The sequence below is a fragment of the Adhaeribacter terrigena genome, assembly GCF_016623615.1.
In the GTDB taxonomy this organism is placed as follows: Bacteria; Bacteroidota; Bacteroidia; order Cytophagales; family Hymenobacteraceae; genus Adhaeribacter_A; species Adhaeribacter_A terrigena.
Genome location: NZ_JAEHFX010000003.1, coordinates 139,842 through 157,474, shown reverse-complemented (window position 1 = coordinate 157,474; position 17,633 = coordinate 139,842). Strand labels below are relative to the sequence as shown.

13 protein-coding genes are annotated in these 17,633 nt (G+C 47.9%); 9 read left to right on the top strand and 4 right to left on the bottom strand.

Translation table 11 applies throughout. The annotated features are described in order from the left end of the window. Window positions 1–130: 130 nt before the first annotated feature. The 3 genes from I5M27_RS07420 to mnmE all read left to right on the top strand — a co-directional run bounded on the left by I5M27_RS07420 (window position 131) and on the right by mnmE (window position 3,208). Window positions 131–1,027: a metal ABC transporter permease gene (locus tag I5M27_RS07420; protein WP_200505568.1), complete on the top strand. Its 897-nt coding sequence runs from the start codon at window positions 131–133 to the stop codon at window positions 1,025–1,027. A 58-nt stretch (window positions 1,028–1,085) separates the two neighbouring features. After that, window positions 1,086–1,631 (top strand): thioredoxin family protein, encoded by a 546-nt coding sequence (locus tag I5M27_RS07415; RefSeq protein WP_234462434.1) that lies wholly within the window; start codon window positions 1,086–1,088, stop codon window positions 1,629–1,631. 206 nt (window positions 1,632–1,837) lie between these two features. Continuing rightward, the gene (gene mnmE, locus I5M27_RS07410; RefSeq protein ID WP_200505567.1) at window positions 1,838–3,208 is read left to right on the top strand and encodes a tRNA uridine-5-carboxymethylaminomethyl(34) synthesis GTPase MnmE; all 1,371 of its coding nucleotides are present in this window, start codon (window positions 1,838–1,840) and stop codon (window positions 3,206–3,208) included. A gap of 137 nt (window positions 3,209–3,345) precedes the next feature. Here the strand turns inward: mnmE and I5M27_RS07405 are convergent, their stop codons facing one another. The 4 genes from I5M27_RS07405 to I5M27_RS07390 all read right to left on the bottom strand — a co-directional run bounded on the left by I5M27_RS07405 (window position 3,346) and on the right by I5M27_RS07390 (window position 10,709). Further along, the gene (locus tag I5M27_RS07405) at window positions 3,346–4,326 is read right to left on the bottom strand and encodes an NAD(P)-dependent alcohol dehydrogenase (protein WP_200505566.1); all 981 of its coding nucleotides are present in this window, start codon (window positions 4,324–4,326) and stop codon (window positions 3,346–3,348) included. 52 nt (window positions 4,327–4,378) lie between these two features. After that, on the bottom strand, window positions 4,379–6,814 hold the full coding sequence (locus I5M27_RS07400; protein ID WP_200505565.1) for a TonB-dependent receptor: 2,436 nt from the start codon (window positions 6,812–6,814) through the stop codon (window positions 4,379–4,381). Between the two features lie 235 nt (window positions 6,815–7,049). Continuing rightward, the gene (locus I5M27_RS07395) at window positions 7,050–7,253 is read right to left on the bottom strand and encodes a hypothetical protein (RefSeq protein ID WP_200505564.1); all 204 of its coding nucleotides are present in this window, start codon (window positions 7,251–7,253) and stop codon (window positions 7,050–7,052) included. 771 nt (window positions 7,254–8,024) lie between these two features. Continuing rightward, entirely contained in the window at window positions 8,025–10,709 is a 2,685-nt protein-coding gene (locus I5M27_RS07390; RefSeq protein ID WP_200505563.1) for a LuxR C-terminal-related transcriptional regulator, read from the bottom strand. Window positions 10,710–11,270: 561 nt separating this feature from the next. Between I5M27_RS07390 and I5M27_RS07385 the strand changes: the two genes are divergently transcribed. The 6 genes from I5M27_RS07385 (at window position 11,271) to I5M27_RS18790 (ending at window position 17,521) form a co-directional block, all read left to right on the top strand. Then, window positions 11,271–12,155: an AraC family transcriptional regulator gene (locus tag I5M27_RS07385; RefSeq protein ID WP_200505562.1), complete on the top strand. Its 885-nt coding sequence runs from the start codon at window positions 11,271–11,273 to the stop codon at window positions 12,153–12,155. A gap of 341 nt (window positions 12,156–12,496) precedes the next feature. Then, the gene (locus I5M27_RS07380; protein ID WP_200505561.1) at window positions 12,497–13,618 is read left to right on the top strand and encodes a muconate/chloromuconate family cycloisomerase; all 1,122 of its coding nucleotides are present in this window, start codon (window positions 12,497–12,499) and stop codon (window positions 13,616–13,618) included. A gap of 4 nt (window positions 13,619–13,622) precedes the next feature. Beyond that, window positions 13,623–13,919, top strand: a complete 297-nt coding sequence (catC, locus tag I5M27_RS07375; RefSeq protein ID WP_200505560.1) for a muconolactone Delta-isomerase — start codon at window positions 13,623–13,625, stop codon at window positions 13,917–13,919. A 228-nt stretch (window positions 13,920–14,147) separates the two neighbouring features. Continuing rightward, on the top strand, window positions 14,148–15,065 hold the full coding sequence (gene catA, locus I5M27_RS07370) for a catechol 1,2-dioxygenase (RefSeq protein ID WP_200505559.1): 918 nt from the start codon (window positions 14,148–14,150) through the stop codon (window positions 15,063–15,065). 153 nt (window positions 15,066–15,218) lie between these two features. Continuing rightward, entirely contained in the window at window positions 15,219–16,025 is an 807-nt protein-coding gene (pcaD, locus tag I5M27_RS07365; RefSeq protein WP_200505558.1) for a 3-oxoadipate enol-lactonase, read from the top strand. Window positions 16,026–16,174: 149 nt separating this feature from the next. Then, a complete protein-coding gene (locus tag I5M27_RS18790; RefSeq protein ID WP_200505557.1) occupies window positions 16,175–17,521 on the top strand; it encodes a 3-oxoacid CoA-transferase in 1,347 nt (448 codons plus the stop codon). The last annotated feature ends 112 nt before the right edge of the window (window positions 17,522–17,633 follow it).

The window sequence follows — 17,633 nt, the reverse complement described above, 5'->3', positions numbered from 1 at the left end:
TCAAATCACTTGCAGGTTCTATATGCGATAGTTCCCTCCTGACGTCTGGATGACGCAATATTTTATTAATAAAGATTTTCTGTAGCGTAGGTTTAAACCCTACGCTATGAATTATAAACAGTAACCAAACATGGATGCTTTCTGGATCATACTAACGGCTTCGCTGGCAGCTACCTGTTGTAGTTTGCTGGGCTGCTATTTAATTCTGCGGCAGATGGCCATGGTCGGCGACGCGATTTCGCACGCGGTACTGCCCGGAATTGTGATCGCCTATTTGTTTACCGGCTCGCTCGATTCGCCTTTGATTTTGCTCGGAGCCGGCTTGTTTGGCGTACTCACCACCTTCCTGATCGAGTTCTTTCACCGGAAAATAAGAGTACAAGCCGATGCCGCTATTGGCGTAACGTTCACTTGGCTTTTTGCCATTGGCATTATTCTCATATCGCTGTTTGCCGGGCAGGTAGACCTGGACCAGGATTGCGTGCTTTACGGTGAAATTGCCTACGTGCCGCTTAACCGCTGGATTACCGAATCCGGTTACGATCTTGGCCCTACCACAATCTGGACCCTCGGTTCGGTTACAATCTTGATTCTGCTTTTCATTGGTATTGGTTACAAAGAACTTTTCCTGACCACTTTCGATGCCGGTTTTGCGGCGGCTATTGGCATTTCCACTTCGCTTTGGTACTACCTCCTAATGAGCGCCGTATCGCTGACAACGGTGGCGGCTTTCGAATCGGTGGGGGCTATTCTGGTGGTGGCTTTAATTGTGGCGCCGCCGGTTACCGCTTATCTACTGACGGATAATTTTAAGGTGATGCTGGGTTTGTCGGTATTGGTCGGGGTAGTGGCTTCGGCGGGCGGTTATTTCCTGGCGGTAATGCTGAACGGCTCCATTGCGGCGGCTATTGCGGTTGTGGCAGGGCTGCTCTGCGGACTGGCCTTTTTGTTCTCGCCAACCCAGGGAATTTTCCGGAAACGCAGCACGCTGGCGGAACCAGTTGATATGCAGCTTCAAAAACAGTAATAACTACAAAAAGTGAGCGTAAATCTTTTATATTTGTAAAGACCTTTACTTTTTTGCCATGAAACCCTACCGTTTTTTAGCATTACTCTTGTTCGTTTTCGCCGTCATGGCCTTCCGCTTTTCGTCCGGAGACAAGCAAATCAATAAAAACACCAAGGAAGAATCCATTAAATGGATCACCTTCCAGGAAGCCGAAAAGCTGAATAAAAAACAGCCTCGCAAGATCCTGGTCGATATTTATACTGACTGGTGCGGTTGGTGCAAGAAAATGGATAAATCTACGTTTTCAGATGCCAAAACAGCCGCTTATGTGAACAAACATTATTACGCGGTGAAGCTGAATGCCGAAACCAAAGAAGAGATCGTGCTGAACGGAAAAACCTACCGTTTTAAAACCGACTGGGGCGTAAACGAAATTGCCGCCGAACTGCTGCAAGGCAAAATGGGCTACCCGAGCACCGTTTATTTAGACGAAAAATTCAACATGCTGGCCCCTGTAATGGGTTTCTACGACGTGAAAAAATTCGATAACCTGCTGCGTTACTATGCCGAAAACCATTACAAAAAAGGTTCTTTCGAAGACTTTGCCGCTAAAAATCAGTAGCGTTTTTAAAGTCTGAATCCCGGAAGTTCTGCTTATCAGAAAACGGTATCAGTTTTATCTCAAAAAGTAAACCTCCCCCTTGCCCCCTCCAAAGGAGGATTTTATCGGATAACGTATTCATAATAGAATTATACTTGTGAAGAGTCCCCCTTTGGAGGGGTTGGGGGAGGTTCACACGCGCACAAGATCTCTAATTATTTACCAATTTGAATTTCCCTTCTAACGATACCATTGTTGCATTAGCTACCGCGCAGGGCCCCGGTGCCATTGCCGTGATCCGCCTTTCCGGACCGAAAGCTATTTCGCTGACCAACCAGGTTTTCAAAGGCAAAAACCTGGAAAAGCAAGCATCCCACACCTTGCATTTCGGCACCATCCGCGACGGCGAAAGATTAATTGACGAAGTGCTGGTGAGTTTATTTGTGGCGCCTCACTCCTACACGAAAGAAAACGTGGTGGAAATTTCCTGCCACGGTTCCGAATACATTGTAGCCGAAATCATCAAACTTTTTCTCCGGAAAGGCACGCGCCTGGCCGAAGCCGGGGAATTTACTAAACGCGCTTTCCTGAACGGACAAATGGACCTGGCCCAGGCCGAAGCAGTTGCCGATCTTATTGCTTCGAATTCCCGCATGAGTCACGAAGTGGCCATGAACCAGATGCGCGGTGGTTTCTCTGCCGAGATCAAAAACCTGCGGACCCAACTCGTGCATTTTGCTTCCATGATAGAACTGGAGCTGGATTTTGCCGAAGAAGACGTGGAATTTGCCGACCGCACCGCCTTAAAAACCCTCATTTACCGCATCCAGGAACTGCTCCGCCATTTACTGCAAAGTTTTGAGCTGGGTAATGTGCTGAAAAACGGCGTTCCCACGGTAATTGTCGGGAAACCGAACGCCGGAAAATCTACCTTGCTCAACATTTTACTGAACGAAGAAAAAGCCATCGTTTCGGATATTCCCGGCACTACCCGCGATTTTATTGAAGACGAAGTCAGCATCGAAGGCATCCGTTTCCGGTTCATAGACACAGCCGGCCTGCGCGAAACCGAAGACAAAGTGGAAGCCTTGGGGGTAGAACGTACCCGTCAGAAAGTAGCAGAAGCGGCGTTGGTTATTTACCTGTTCGACATTAATACTACTTCGCCCGAGGAATTAAAAGCGGAAGTGGAAGATCTGAAAACCGTTGGGAAACCTATTTTGCTGGTAGCAAATAAACTCGATGCCGGGCAGGACCAATTAAAGAAATTTGCCGGTATGGAAAATCTTGTGGGCATTTCGGCTTCCCAGAAACTCCACATTCCGAAATTGAAAAACGCTATCGTTTCGCAGGTAAAAACTGCCAACCTGCAGGACCGCAGCCAGACCATTGTAACCAGCCTGCGCCACGTTGCCAGCTTAGAAAAAACCTACAAAGCTTTGGAAGATGTGCTTCTCGGAATCGGCCAAGGGATCAGCTCCGAGATGGTTGCTTCTGATATTCGCAGGGCGCTGCATGCACTCGGAGAAATAACGGGAGAGATTACAACGGATGATCTGCTGGAGAATATTTTCAGCAAGTTTTGTATCGGGAAGTAAGCTGGATTTTCATGGTTGCGGTTAAGCTTTAAGCATTGTTCAGATATGCTGAAAGCTTAACCAATTTTCTGGAATTTGAAGTGAATGCAAATATCAATTTTCAAAACCCGGGTGAGTTAAAAGGTTGAACTGCATGATCACACCTCTTCATGAACAACTACCACCACATTTCCTTTCTTATGCGCCTTCTCCACATAGCGATGGGCTTCCACGATCTGTTCTAAAGGATAGCTTCTATCAAGAACCGGCTTAAGAACTCCTGCTTTCACCAGGCTTTTCAAAAAATTCATATCCTCAACCGATTCCGGTGGCGTTTCTCCCACAATAATTTTCTTTTTGCTGGTGAGAGAAGCCCAGAGCATCGGTAAGGTTTTTACCACGGCCGTTACGTTTAAATAAATTCCCTCTGGCTTCAGAAACCTGTTGCAGACAGGAAACGGAAACTTATCTACCGCAACCAGAATCACGTCATACATTTCGAGTTTTTGGGTAAAATCCCCTACCGTGTAATCAATTACGTTATCCGCTCCTAAAGCTTTTACTAAATCCAAGTTGGCACCACTGCAAACACCGGTAACGCTAGCTCCAAAACACTTGGCAAGTTGCACGGCATACGTCCCCACGCTTCCAGAAGCCCCATAAATAAGCACATTTTGCCCCTTCTGAATATTGCCTTTCTTAAGAAAATGAAGCGCAGTCCGGGCCCCGATCGGTATGGCAGCGGCTTCTTCATAAGTAATATTAGCTGGTTTCAAAGCAATGAGCCCGGCTTCCGGCAAACATATATATTCGGCATAGGCACCGAAATTTTGGAGCGTGGCTGCAAAAACCGGGTCGCCGGCTTGAAAGCGCTTTACATTTTTACCAACAGCTTCAATCTTTCCAGCTAATTCCGCACCCAGCACAGGCTTTTTAGGTTTTCTGATTCCAAGGATCAGGCGGGCCGGAAGCCAGAACGCTAACGGAACGGTGAAGCTTCTTACCCGGCAGTCCGCCACAGTTGCAGTAGTGGCATATATTTTAATAAGTACTTCGTTGGCTTTTGGTACCGGCTTTTCTATTTCCTGCAGCTGAAGCACTTCCGGTGGGCCATACTTGGTACATACGATAGCTTTCATGGTTGATATGTATTTATGAAATACTTTCCAGTAATTCAGACTAAGAGTCAGGTTAGAAGTAGAAACGGTACATCAGGTTCGGGATCAAACCTCTTTGCGTGGTATAGCCAACAGAACCGGGTTTACCAGGATCGTAATATTCGGTTAACTTGCCGGCGGCATTGGTAACGTTATCCAGGTTCAGGAATAATTCGTGCGTGGTTCGGGTTTTATTCCATTTGTAACTAACCGAAACCACGAATTTAGTCACGTTGCCAAGGGTGGTTTCGTAGGCTTTTCCATAATCCCAGAACTGGTTATTTTCCGGATCTACCGCCAGGTTGCCGTTGCCATCGCGTAAAAGCGGAATGATATATTTGCCGCCGCCCATAAACATTTTTGCGTTCAGGCCGAAGGTTTGGTTTTGCTTTTTGCCCAGTTTCACAAACTCTTTTCCCACTAAAATATTCACCAGGTAACGCCCATTATGTGCTGTATTCCGTTCTTTCCCTTCTAAGGTTTTGTAAGTTGAACTGTACAACGATCCGTTGATCAGGTAATAGTAATTATTTTTGAAGAACCTTTCCAAAGTCAATTCTATGCCGTAGTTTTTGCCGGTTCCTTTGTTTACCAAGGCTACGTAATTAAAATCCGGGCCTTCGTTGATCGTGGCAAAAGTGCTGTTCGCGCGGTTTTCGACCGGCAGATTGTAGAGATCCTGGTAATAGGCTTCCGCTTTGGCTACCAGCGATTCGGTGAATCTTTTTTCGTAGCCCAGCACGTAATGATGCGCTTTCAATAGGTCCAGATTATGGTTGGGTTCGGAGATGCTGCCGTCTTCAGCTTTCACTTGAGCGAAATAGTTATGGGCGCTTTCCATGGTGCTGTGTTTGCCGTAACCTAGCTGAATAGAATTGGTCGTGTTTAGTTGCCAGTGCAGAGAAGCCCTCGGTTCGAAAGTGCTTTTATTATTCAGCAGCACATGCATGTTTTGCAGGCCCGTTACCAAAGTAATAGCGTCGTTGAAGCGGTGTTTCCAGCTCACGTAATTCCGAAACGTTCCGGCCTTTTTCTGAAAATCAACTAAATGTACGCGGTTGGTGGCATCATCCTGTAGAAGACTTTGGTCATAATCGAAATCGAAAAGGGTGTATTGGGTACCGGCCTGAATTTTATTGCGGGCGTTTAGTTTATGGTGGTAATTTATGGCTCCGCGGTAAGCCAGCTTGTTTAAACGGCTGCAGTAATTGACCTGCTTATTCAAAACGGAATCTTTGAGGAATTCGCCGTTACCGCCATACATCCGCTCAAACTGGGATTCAAAAACCTGGTCTTTTATGCCTTCCCGCGAATGCCCCAGCGTGGTGTGAATATAACTATCCGGCCCGATCGGCAATGTGTGGTTCAGGCCCAGGTTTAACAGATGTGAATTCATTTCCAGATCTTCCCTGATGCCGGCCAGCATTGAGCGGTCGCCGGGGGTTTGGGCGATCTGGGGTTCTACTTCTTCCAGCAAGGCGCTGCTGGCGCCGCCTAAGCCGAACATGGAAAACGTACCCGCTTTTTGGGTTGGAAGCACAACTTTAAAGGCGGCATCCTGGAAATTCGGACTTCCTTTTACGCCCGTCAAGCCCATATCGGTAAGCAGGGAAATGGTAGAATAACGGTAATTCACCAGAAACGATCCGCCATAGCCTTTTTTGAACGGCCCTTCCAGCGTAAGATCGGTACCCAGAATGCCTACGCCGAGCACCGATTCAAATTTTTCATTATTTCCGGCCCGAAGTTTTACATCGTACACGCCCGACAACACATCGCCGTATTCCGGGGCAAAAGCGCCCGTATAAAAATCGGAAGTAGCCAGAATATTGTTGTTCAGCGTACTTAAACCGCCGCTGATCGCGCCTTGGTCGGCAAAGTGGTTGGGATTAGTAATGGGCATGCCTTCCAGCCGCCATTGCACGTATTTCGGAGAATTTCCCCGGACAATGATGTCGTTGTTGCCATTGGGGCTGTTGGCTACGCCGGCAAAATTAGCCATGATCAGAGAAGGGTCGTTGGAGCCGCCGGCGTACCGGCTGGTTTCTTCCGGGGAAACGGAGCGGCCACTGATCAGGGCCATTTCGTTCTGCGCCTGCCCTTTTACCGGATTCGCTTTAATCACCAGTTCGGCCATTTTCACCGCCGATTCCTGCATGCTCAGGTTCAAGATTACTTCCTTGCCGGAGTTTACCACAATTTCCGGGATCGTTTTCGATTCGTAACCGAGGTAAGATAACTGGATCGTAATGCGTCCGGCCGGGATCCGATCTAAGCGGAAATTGCCTTTCAGATCGGTGATGGTTCCAATGATCGGATTTGATCCTAAGACCGTTACCGTTGCCCCAATCAGCGGAGCCTGGCTATCGGAATCGGTGATGGAGCCTCTTACGGTTTGATACAATCCCTGGCCTAAAACCGGGCTGGTGAGCAGAAAAAGGAGAATGGGTAATGCAAAAAAGTGTTTCATGGTTATTCGGGTTACTATTTTGTTTAGAATTTTTCTAGTTTTGATGTGATAGTAAAAAAAACATTCCGGGAATTGAATGCTTACTGGGGAAGCCGATAAAAGGAATTTTCGGAAGCGTTTACCTGAGTTTTCAGGCTGAAAAGGATACCGTTTTTAGTTTCGAGATTTGGGCTGTGAAATGAAAATCGGATCAATTTTTCTAATAATCTTTCAGGAGAAAGCTGACAAGCAGCGTCTAATCGGTTTCCAGGGTATTCACCGAGATCAGCTTCAGGTTTAAGTCGCGGATGAGGTTGAGAATGCCGTGCAGATGCGCCTGGTCTTTGAGCTTTACCTGCACAATGGTCATGTTTTCGGCGTACCGGATCGTCATGGCTTCGAAGCAGTCTTCCCATTTGGGGTCGAGGTGTTCCTGGATTTTAATTTCGGTGAGGCCCATTTTTGTCGTTCTTTTAATTCGATTCAAAATTAGGGGTGGCCCGAAACGCAAAAAACACCCGGAAGGGTGCTTTTCAGGGTGAATTTCAGAAGGGGATTGAAGTTGGTTTTAAAGGTTATGGCAGCGCTCCACGGGTTAAAACCTACCAAACCAAATGGCTTGTTACATTATTGGTCATTCTGAGCTTGTCGAAGAAACTACTTAGTACTCTTATGGAATTCGAGCGAAGCTATGAATTTCTATCGTTCAGGTTTGAGGTTAGCTTTTGCGCGGGTTCGGCACGCGTTAGTTCCCTCAACGTTCCTCGAAATGAACATAAAACGGTATGATTTAAAGGAGAAAAACTCAGAATAGCGGCTTTATAAGTTCCCTCGGCTTCGCTCGGGATGACCAAATAATTTTTTAAGTTAACGGCAATGCTCCACGGGTTAAAACCCGTGGCAATCAGTTAGCTGTGCGAAAGCTTTGGCAGTTTTTAACCTGGTTTCCATACCATTTTTTTGAACAATACATTCCTAAATGGAAGAATCTGGCTTAAGCTGAACAGGGGTTGATTCATTCTAGGTTTTTACTATCCCCTTGAGGGGATTATAGGGGTGTAAACACATTATTTGATACATATCAGCATATGTAAACACCCCTCCAGCTCCCCTCCAGGGGAGAGTTCCACAGAATGAATCAATCCTGTAAGTTGAAGGCATGGAGGATAAATGTTCGCCGCTGGTTATCCATTTCAGATCGGCATTGTCAATTTAGAATAACTCTTCAAGTTTAGATCAAACGCATTTCCTTTGCTTTTTCTACTGCTTTAGAACGGTTGTCTACTTCTAGTTTTACATACAGGTTTTTCAGTCGGGTTTTCACGGTGTTCAGGGAAATAAAAAGCTTGTCGGCAATTTCCTGGTTCGAAAGATCGGCGGCCATTAATTGCAGGGTTTCCTGTTCCCGGGTGGTAACGGCAAAAGGAATGGTTGCGGCATTTTTTCGTTTCTCGATCGCGCGCTTTAATTTATCCAGAAACCGGGCGGGGAGTTTTCCTTTTCCCCTGGCATGGTCTTTAAACAGTTCCTGCAGCAGCGGGTTGAGCTGTTCCAGGAAATTGAGGTGATACATCAGGATCTCATCCGGGGCCGCAAGTTCCAGCGATTCGGTTAAGGCAGCCAAGGCTATTTCGTTTTCGCCGGTGGCCTGGTAAATGATGGACATGAAAACCTTGATCTCGATCATGCGTTCGATCCGGTTTTGGGCGCTGGCCATCGTATAGAGTTGAGTCAGTAAAGTCAGCGCTTCGGTCATTTTACCTTCCGCCATCAGCAGCAACGCCAAGGGAATGTAGCGGTATTCTTCGGCATAGGGAATGGCGTTTCCAGTTCTTACGCCATGATCTTCTAAAAAAGCGTGGGCTTTATCCAGCTCGTTCTTTATAATCAGAAAAATTGCTTTCCAGCCAATGTACATGGATAGCAGAAAAGGCGCCACCTTGTTTTTCTGGATGATCGCTTCCATTTCCTTTATTTTCGCCTCCGCCCCTACCCAATCGCCCTGGGCATGCAACAGCACCGAATAAATTACCAGGGTCAATACTTTAGACGTGACATTTGCTTCCCTGATGCACAGGCTATAGGCTGTTTTGATGTTCTCAAAAGCGCCGTCGAGGTCGTCCCAGTAATACTGAATAGCGGCCATGTTAGCAAACAAAACCGCAAAGGTCCAGTCGGTTTTTACCAGGGAAGCGTAGCCGTTTTCTTTCAGGAATTCCAGCAGATCGGCGCTGCGGTTATAGGAAACCTTGTAGAGTCCTAAGCGGCCTTCGTTGTAGCCGAGCGTGATGCCAATGGTGGTAATGAGGTAAATATTGCCCGAAGTTTTCCCGAAGGCCAGGGCTTTTTTCAGGGCTTCGGTGCTTTCAAATATATTCTCATTTACGAGTTTGGCCATGCCGACCGCGTACCAGCCCCAGCTAAACCACAAAGGATCTTCCTCCGACAAATTTTCGAGGGCGATCTGGCAGTATTCCAAGGTAATTTCGGGTTTGCCTAAAAAGGAATTCTGATAAGCAATGGCAACCGCGATCTTACCTAAGAGCTTCTGGTGATACCGAAAAACTTCTCCATTTTTATCTGCTGAAGCCATTTGCTGCCGGGTAATTTCTTCGGCACTTTCTAAAAACGGGGCGGCTTTTTGGATTAGCCCGGCCGTAGTCAGCACCCAGGCATAAAACAAACTGAATTCCGGGTTTTGCCGGATGATCGCTTCGGGCAATGAATCGCCGTATTGCATGATGGAAGCATGCTGCCCGTTTTTCCAGAGCGTTTCCGCAATGCCAGCCAGCAAGGCAATGGCTTTCTCGTAATCCTGGGTTTGCAGCATATGCCCGATGGCCAAAGGCAACATCTCGTTTTCCTCGAACCAAACACTGGCTTTGGTATGCAGTGCGATTACTTCGGCTTTTTCTTTATATAATAAAAGGCGTTGTTTGAGCAGATCGGCAAACAGGTGATGGTAGCGGTACCATTTCCGTTCCGCATCCAAGGAAACGATGAACATGTTGTTTTTCTCGAGCGTTTCCAGCACGGCCTGGCTATCGGCGCGGTCCAGCACGGCATTGCAAAGCGGTGCGGAAAGTTGTTCCAGCAGGGAAGTTTGTAATAAAAATCCCTTGATCTCAGGCGGTTGAACCTTAAGAACCTCTTCGATGAGATAGTCCATAATATACCGGTTATCGCCTTTAAAATTCTGGATAAAGGCAGCGCTGTCCTCCTGCCCTTGGAGCGAAAGGGCAATGAGCTGCAAACCGGCGATCCAGCCTTCCGTTTTATGAGCCAGCGATTCTACTTCCGCCTGACTTACCTTTAATTTCAGTTTCCGGTTAAAGAGGTAATGAATTTCGGGAGCAGAAAAACTCAGATCGGCCGATCTTAATTCTACCAGCTGGTGCTGGCTTCGGAGTTTGGCAATGGGTAAAGGCGGATCAGCCCGGGTTAGAATTGCCAGGTGAAGGTTCGGAGGAACGTGTGAAATAAAATACGTAAACAGGCCTAAAACCTCCTGGTTCGTTATCAAGTGAAAATCGTCGAGCACCACCAAAAAATGCTCCGGAATCGAAAGCGTTTCGTTGATCAGCAGTTGCACAATGGCTTCCGGATTCAGCTGGCTGGGCGAATGCAACAGGTTCAGGGCATTCTTCCCAAATTCCGGGTAAAGGCGCTGGATGGCGGCGATGAAATACGTAAAAAAGCCGGCTACATCATTGTCGTTATTATCGATAGAATACCAGGCCGCCCGGATATCCTGCTTAATGATCCAGTCACTCACCAAGGTTGTTTTCCCAAACCCGGCCGGGGCAGAAAGAAGCATTAACTTGGTTTTCAGGCCGGCAGCCAGCTTTTCGAAAAGCTCTGCGCGGTGTAGGGTTTGCGCGCCGGGAGGCGAAATATGGAGTTTGGTTAACAGCACACCTCAAATTAAAAAATAATATTTGTGATTAGCTATATTATCACTGGAAAGGAACAATTTCTTTAGGCAAGATTTGGTAGCAAGCGTTTTTGAAAGCATTTCTTTCGTTTTAAGAAATGGCGCAGATCCGTCAGCTAAAGCAGACGGCAATGAATAGATCACATAATGTTTAAGCCAATTCATCCCGCAAATTTAGGCGCAGCCGTAACTTGTGGGTTTAATCTTTGGTCAGTTTGTAACTGACCTTGCCTGCAAGGCAATCAGGCCAGCTCTGAAAACGGTAGGGTTTTGAAGCAAAAAAGTCGCAATGCTTCCGCCAGTTATAAACTGGCTATCAGATTGAATTCACAAGTTGCGGCTGCGCCTAAACTTGCGACATGAATGTTCGTGAAACTCATCAGAGCTCCTCTATTAAAATTCACATAATCTTCGCATGATGCAAGAGAAGTCCAACGCATTTTTCCGGCAAAAAACGGTATCTTTCCAGAAAGAAAAACCCGAATGCAGTAAGCAAAAATTGCCAATAAAAGCAGGTTTCAAGCCCACTGCAAATTCCCCGCTATGCAACCCAAACGTTTCTACAAAGGCTTATACGGTGCCGATTCTATCGAATTTGCGAAGGGCTTGGTAAACGTACATCCTTTCGGTGAAATTGGCCGGCAGCACGATGGGCAAGTGAAATTGCATGCGCATAATAACCTGTTCCAGATTTTTGTCGTGGAAACCGGCACTACCGAATTGCATCAGCAAAGTGACAAAATGCAGGTTACGGGTCCGGCTTTTATCACGGTGCCGAAGAATCATGAACACGGTTTTCTGCACGGCCCCGAAGTTACCGGCTGGATCATCAGTCTGGCCGATACAGTGCTGGAAAGCATGCTGCAACGCGAAGCCGAGGTGATTTACGGGCTGGATGATATTCACGTAATGCCGGTTTCGGAAGCCGAGCCGGAAGTGTGGGCCGCTTACCAAATTATGCAGCAATGCGTGCAGGAATACCGCCATAAACGTCCCGGTCGATTACTCATGCTGCAATATTTGGTGGGCCAATTGCTGGTGCAGCTTTACCGGCTTTCGTTGGGCGAAGAAAAGATCAGCACCGCCGATAACGTGAGCCGGATCTATTTCCGGCGCTTTCAGCAACTCATTAAAGAAGCCGGTACCTACAAAAAAAGCGTGGAAGCGTACGCGCAGGACCTGAAGATCTCCACCGGACACCTCAACCGTGTGTGCCGGAATTTGGCGGGCAAAGCACCTAAAGACTTCATCATCGACTATTTTATTACCGAAGCCCAGCTTAATCTATCCCAGGTAGAAAGATCGGTTTCTGAAATTGGCTATGCTCTCGGTTTCGAGGACCCGGCATATTTTACCCGCCTCTTTAAAAAACGTACCGGCCAGACCCCGGTAGAATTCCGCAAACAGATCGGGGTTAAAATTACTTAAGTTTAGGTTTCCCATTTCCCTACCTTTTTTTCCTGTAAAAACGGTATCAATTCCTTCCTCAAAACCGGTAGCCGTTTTCGCTATTTAAAAAAGCCGCAGCCGATTCCACCCCGATTGCATTAAAGCAAAACGCTACCCTTTTCCCTTCTAAAACTCCTTACAGCTTCTTTTCATTTGTTTAAAGCATTCCAACCGAAAACCTTTGAATGTTCGATTTGTCTTAGTAATAGCGCATCCGTCCTAACCCCTGGGGCTGGCAGAAACCTACATTTGTAAAGCTAAGTGAGTGGTTACTTTCAGTTGCAAGCAGGCACTCACCCGGAATTAAACCCAACGATACCGTGAAAGATATCCTGATCGAAAAAATTGAAACCCTCATCATCGATCTACCTACCATCCGGCCGCACCATTTGAGCATGGCCGTGATGCGCAACCAGGCCATGGTGATCGTGCGGTTGTTCTGCTCCGATGGCATTGAAGGTTTAGGCGAAGCCACCACCATCGGCGGCCTGAGCTACGGCGACGAATCGCCGGAAGGTATGAAACTGACCATCGATACCTACATCGCGCCTTTATTAACCGGCAAACCGGCCTGGAGCACCAATGCAATTATGGCATTGCTGAACTACAACATCCAGGGAAATAATTTCGCCAAAGCCGCCATCGAAACTGCTCTTTTAGATGCCCAGGGAAAACGGTTAGGGGTTTCCATAGCCGATCTTTTGGGTGGCGCCGTTACCCAAACCTTGCCCGTTTTATGGACCCTAGCCAGCGGCGATACGGATAAAGATATTCAGGAAGCACACGAACTTATGGCCAAAGGCCGGCACCAGACTTTTAAACTGAAAGTTGGCCGCCGAGATCCGAACATGGATATTGCCCACGTGATTGCCATTAAAAGAGGCGTAGGTGAGGCCGTAAAAGTTACCGTAGATGTAAACCAGGCCTGGAGCGAAAGCGTGGCCAAACTAGGTATTCAGAAACTCCAGAATGCCGGCGTAGACCTGATCGAGCAACCCATTGTAAAAACCAATTTCGAAGGGCTTGCCCGGCTTAGCAGTTACTTCAGGGTACCCATTATGGCCGATGAAGCGGTTGCCACTGTTTCCGATGCGTTTAAACTCGCTAAGATTGGCGGCGGCAGCGTATTTGCCCTCAAAACTTCCAAAGCCGGCGGCCTTTCCAACATCCTGAAACAAGCTGCCATTGCGCAGGGCGCGGGCATTAGTTTGTACGGCGGCACTATGCTGGAAGGCACTATCGGCACGCTGGCTTCGGCCCACGCGTTCAGCACCATTCCCAACTTAGACTGGGGGACCGAACTTTTCGGGCCGCTTTTGCTCACCGACGATATAGTAAAAAAACGGATCACCTATGCCAATGGCGTAATGGAAATCCCTCAGGAGCCGGGTTTGGGAATCGAGCTCGATCTGAATCAGGTAGAAAAATATAAACGAAAATAAAGTTATGCTATTTCACGTGCACATGACCGTAAACATTCCGCTGGATTTAGACAAAATCTACGTGGATGAATTAAAAGCGAGAGAAAAAAACCTGAGCCAGGAGCTGCAGCGGCAGGGCAAATGGACGCATATCTGGCGCATTGCCGGCAAGTATGCCAACATCAGCATTTTCAACGTAGCCAGCGCCGGCGAACTCCACGATCTTCTCTTATCGCTACCGCTTTTCCCGTTCATGGAAATTGAAGTTACTGCCCTTTGCCAGCACGGATCTTCGGTGAAAAACGAAGAAGAAGCTCATTAAACTTTTACCCTTAGCGGAAAATCCCTCCTTTGATGCCGGCACATTTCATTCTGGATTTTTACTATCCCCTTGTGGTGATTATAGAGGCGTTTTCAGGTTAGTTGATAGAAATAACAAAATAAACACCCCTCCGGCTCCCCTCAAGGGGAGAGTTTAATAAAATGTAAAGCTCCCCTTTAAAAAAACTCACTAAAGAAACCCAATCATCACTTAAAAATATAAACTACCATGGAAAGAAAGCAGATAGATGCGGTTATTGAAAAAATCAAATCTACCGAAAAACCGGGGCAAGGCTCGGACCGCATCAAGGAAATTGTGAACCGCCTGACCACCGACCTTTTTTACGCCATCGAAGACCTGGATATTCAGCCGGAAGAGATCTGGAAAGCGGTAGATTGGCTAACGATTACTGGGAAAAACAACGAATGGGGTTTGGTGGCAGCCGGCATCGGGCTGGAGCATTTCCTGGATCTGCGCATGGACGAAGCCGAAGCCAAAGCCGGTATTACCGGCGGCACGCCGCGCACTATTGAAGGACCATTATACGTACCCGGTGCGCCCGAAAGCGTGGGCTATGCCGAACTGGAAACTGAACCGGAAACGGGCGCTGAAAGACTTTATATGCAAGGCCGCGTGTTAGACGATCAGGGCAAACCCGTGCCGAACGCGAAAGTGGAAGTATGGCATTGCAACCTGAAAGGCATGTATTCGATCTTCGATTCTTCGCAACCGCCCTTCAACCTGCGCCGCGCCATTATTACCGATGCCGAAGGGAAGTACCAATTCAAAAGCTTCCTGCCGGTAGGTTACAGCTGTCCGCCGGGCGGCGCCACCGATACCCTGCTGAAAGCCATTGGCCGTCACGGAAGCCGCCCGGCACACATCCACTTTTTCGTAACCGCCGATAATTACCGCAAACTCACCACGCAGATCAACATTGAAGGCGATCCGCTGATCTGGGACGATTTTGCATTTGCAACCCGTGAAGACCTGGTGCCGCACATTACCCGCTATTCCGCCGCCGAAGCCAAAGAAAAATTCAACCGGGACGAACCCTTTGCTTCCATCGATTTCGACTTTGTGATTCACTCGGAAACCGAAGGCGTTTTCAGCACCGAAATAGAACGCACCCATGGTCCGGTTTAAGCAGTTTTTAAGCCTGAAACCCTACCGTTTTTTCTGAAAAATGCCAGCGCCTCGTGCTGCGGGCTTTGGTAGCAAAAGGAATTTTAAACGGTAGGGTTTTGAACCTCAAAAGTGCCTGCAATTCAGTTGAACCATTTATAAACGCTCCACTTTATGCCAATCATCAGACTAAGTTCGCACAATTGCTTTTACCTGTACGAAGACTTCGGAAAGCCGGAAACCATCGTGTTTTCCAATTCTCTGGGTACCAATCTTACCATGTGGGATGCGGTGGTGGAAATGGTAAAAGCGGAGTTCAATGTGTTGCGCTATGATACCCGCGGCCACGGCCAAAGCAGCATAAATTCTGCTACGGTTTCCATTCCAGAATTAGGTCAGGATGTACTGGAATTACTGGATCATCTGAAGCTTGAAAAAGTGTATTTCTGTGGCTTGTCGATGGGCGGTTTGATCGGGCAATGGCTGGGAATTTACGCGCCGAAACGCTTCAAAAAAATCATTTTAACGAATACGGCTGCGAAAATTGGCACCGATGAAACCTGGAATACCCGCATCGATCTGGTAAAAACCAACGGACTGAGCGTCTTACAAAAAGGAACCGCCGACCGCTGGTTTACGCCGGCTTTCAGGGAGAAAAACCCGGAAGTGGTAGCTGAAATTCTGGAGAAATTCAAACAAAATTCCATTCAAGGGTATACCGCCAATTGCGCCGCCGTGAGGGATGCTGATTTCCGCGAGGAGCTACACAACCTGAAAGTTCCAACCTTAATCATCAGTGGGTTGCAGGACGAAGTTACAAAGGTTGCCGACGGTAATTTCATGCAGGAAAAGATCCCGGATTCGTCCCATGTACAACTCGATGCGAACCATCTATCGGCGGTAGAATTACCCAAAGCATTTGCGCGCGTCATTCTGGAATTTAAGGATTCTTATAAGCAGTTTTTGAGCGGAAAAGTATAGCATTTTTTACCCTTGTTTCAAACGTAAAACCTCATAGGTATTAAAAACCTGGGAGGTTTATCCCGGCAAAAAAACGCTAGGGTTTCAGTCCGAAAAAGTCACGGCAAACATAAAAAAAGCAGTTTAACGATCTTTCAAACATTCAGACCATGAAAAAAGTACCTCAAATAAGCCTCGAAAAAGCGGTTGCTCTGGTAAAAGACGGCGATATCTTGTTGCAGGGCGGCTTTGGGATGACCGGCAACCCCGTTCACCTGATGCATGCGCTGGCAGAAACCGGCACCAAAAACCTGACTTTCATTGGCAACAATGTAGGCGAAGCGGGCATTGGCGGAGGCCGGCTGTTGCGCAACGGTCAGCTGAAAAAAATGATCGGTTCGTTCTTCACCAGCAACCCGGAAGCCGTAAAAGCCGCGCAGGATGGCAAAGTAGAATATGAGCTGTTGCCGCAGGGAACCTTAGCCGAAGCGATCCGGGCGGGTGGCGCAGGCATCGGTGGTTTTTTCACGCCCACTTCAGCCGGAACAGACCTGGCCAAAGGCCGCGAAACCAAAACGATCAAAGGTGTGGAGCAGGTTTTTGTGGAAGGCATTCGCGGCAACGTGGCTTTTTTGCGCGCCTGGCGGGCCGATACGGCTGGTAATCTCAGCTACCGCATGACGGAGCAGAATTTCAACCGCGCCATGGCTACTGCCGCTGATCTGGTAATTGCGGAAGTGGAAGAAATTGTACCGGTGGGTGAGATCGCGCCGGAGCAGATCCACACCCCCGGATCGTATGTAGATTACCTTGTACAGGCTACGCTAACGCTCGAAGATCTGGGTTCTTCGGCTTCGGTTTCTTCTTCGCGCAAAACCAGCGAAACCCGCATGAATATGGCCAAACGCGCGCTGAAAGAACTAAAAAAAGGCGCCGTAGTGAATTTAGGAATTGGCATCCCGACTTTGGTTGCTGATCTGATCACGCCGGAGAACGATATTATTCTGCACACCGAAAACGGCATGCTGGGCGTTGGCCCGGCCCCGACCGACGGCGGTGGCGCGCTGGATTACCCGGTGAATGCCGGTAAAATTCCGGTTACCGCTTTGCCCGGTTCCAGCTATTTCGATAGTGCCGATTCTTTTGCCATGATCCGGGGAAAGCACGTGGATATTGCGGTAATGGGCGGGCTGGAAGTAGATGAAAAAGCCAACTTAGCAAACTGGGCCGTTCCCGGTCAGCCGCTTTTGGGCGTAGGTGGCGCCATGGATCTGGCTTCCGGGGCAAAAACCCTCATCATCACGATGATGCATACCGAAAAAGACGGTACGCCGAAAATTGTTCCATCCTGCACCCTGCCCCTTACCGCGCTCAAAGCTGTTGACATGATCATTACCGACCTGGCCGTTTTCAAATTCATCGAGGGCAAACTTACCTTAACCGAACTCATGCCGGGCGCAACACTGGAAGATGTGCGGGCGAAAACTTCGGCGAAATTTGAAGAGCAACTGGCTTAAGGCTGCAAGAAAGTGACCAATAAATTATTTTATCATTCCGAGCAAGTAATTTAGTCATTCCGAGCACAAGGGAGTGCGGGAGCGCGAAACTTGCGAGCGAAGCTCTCGAGGA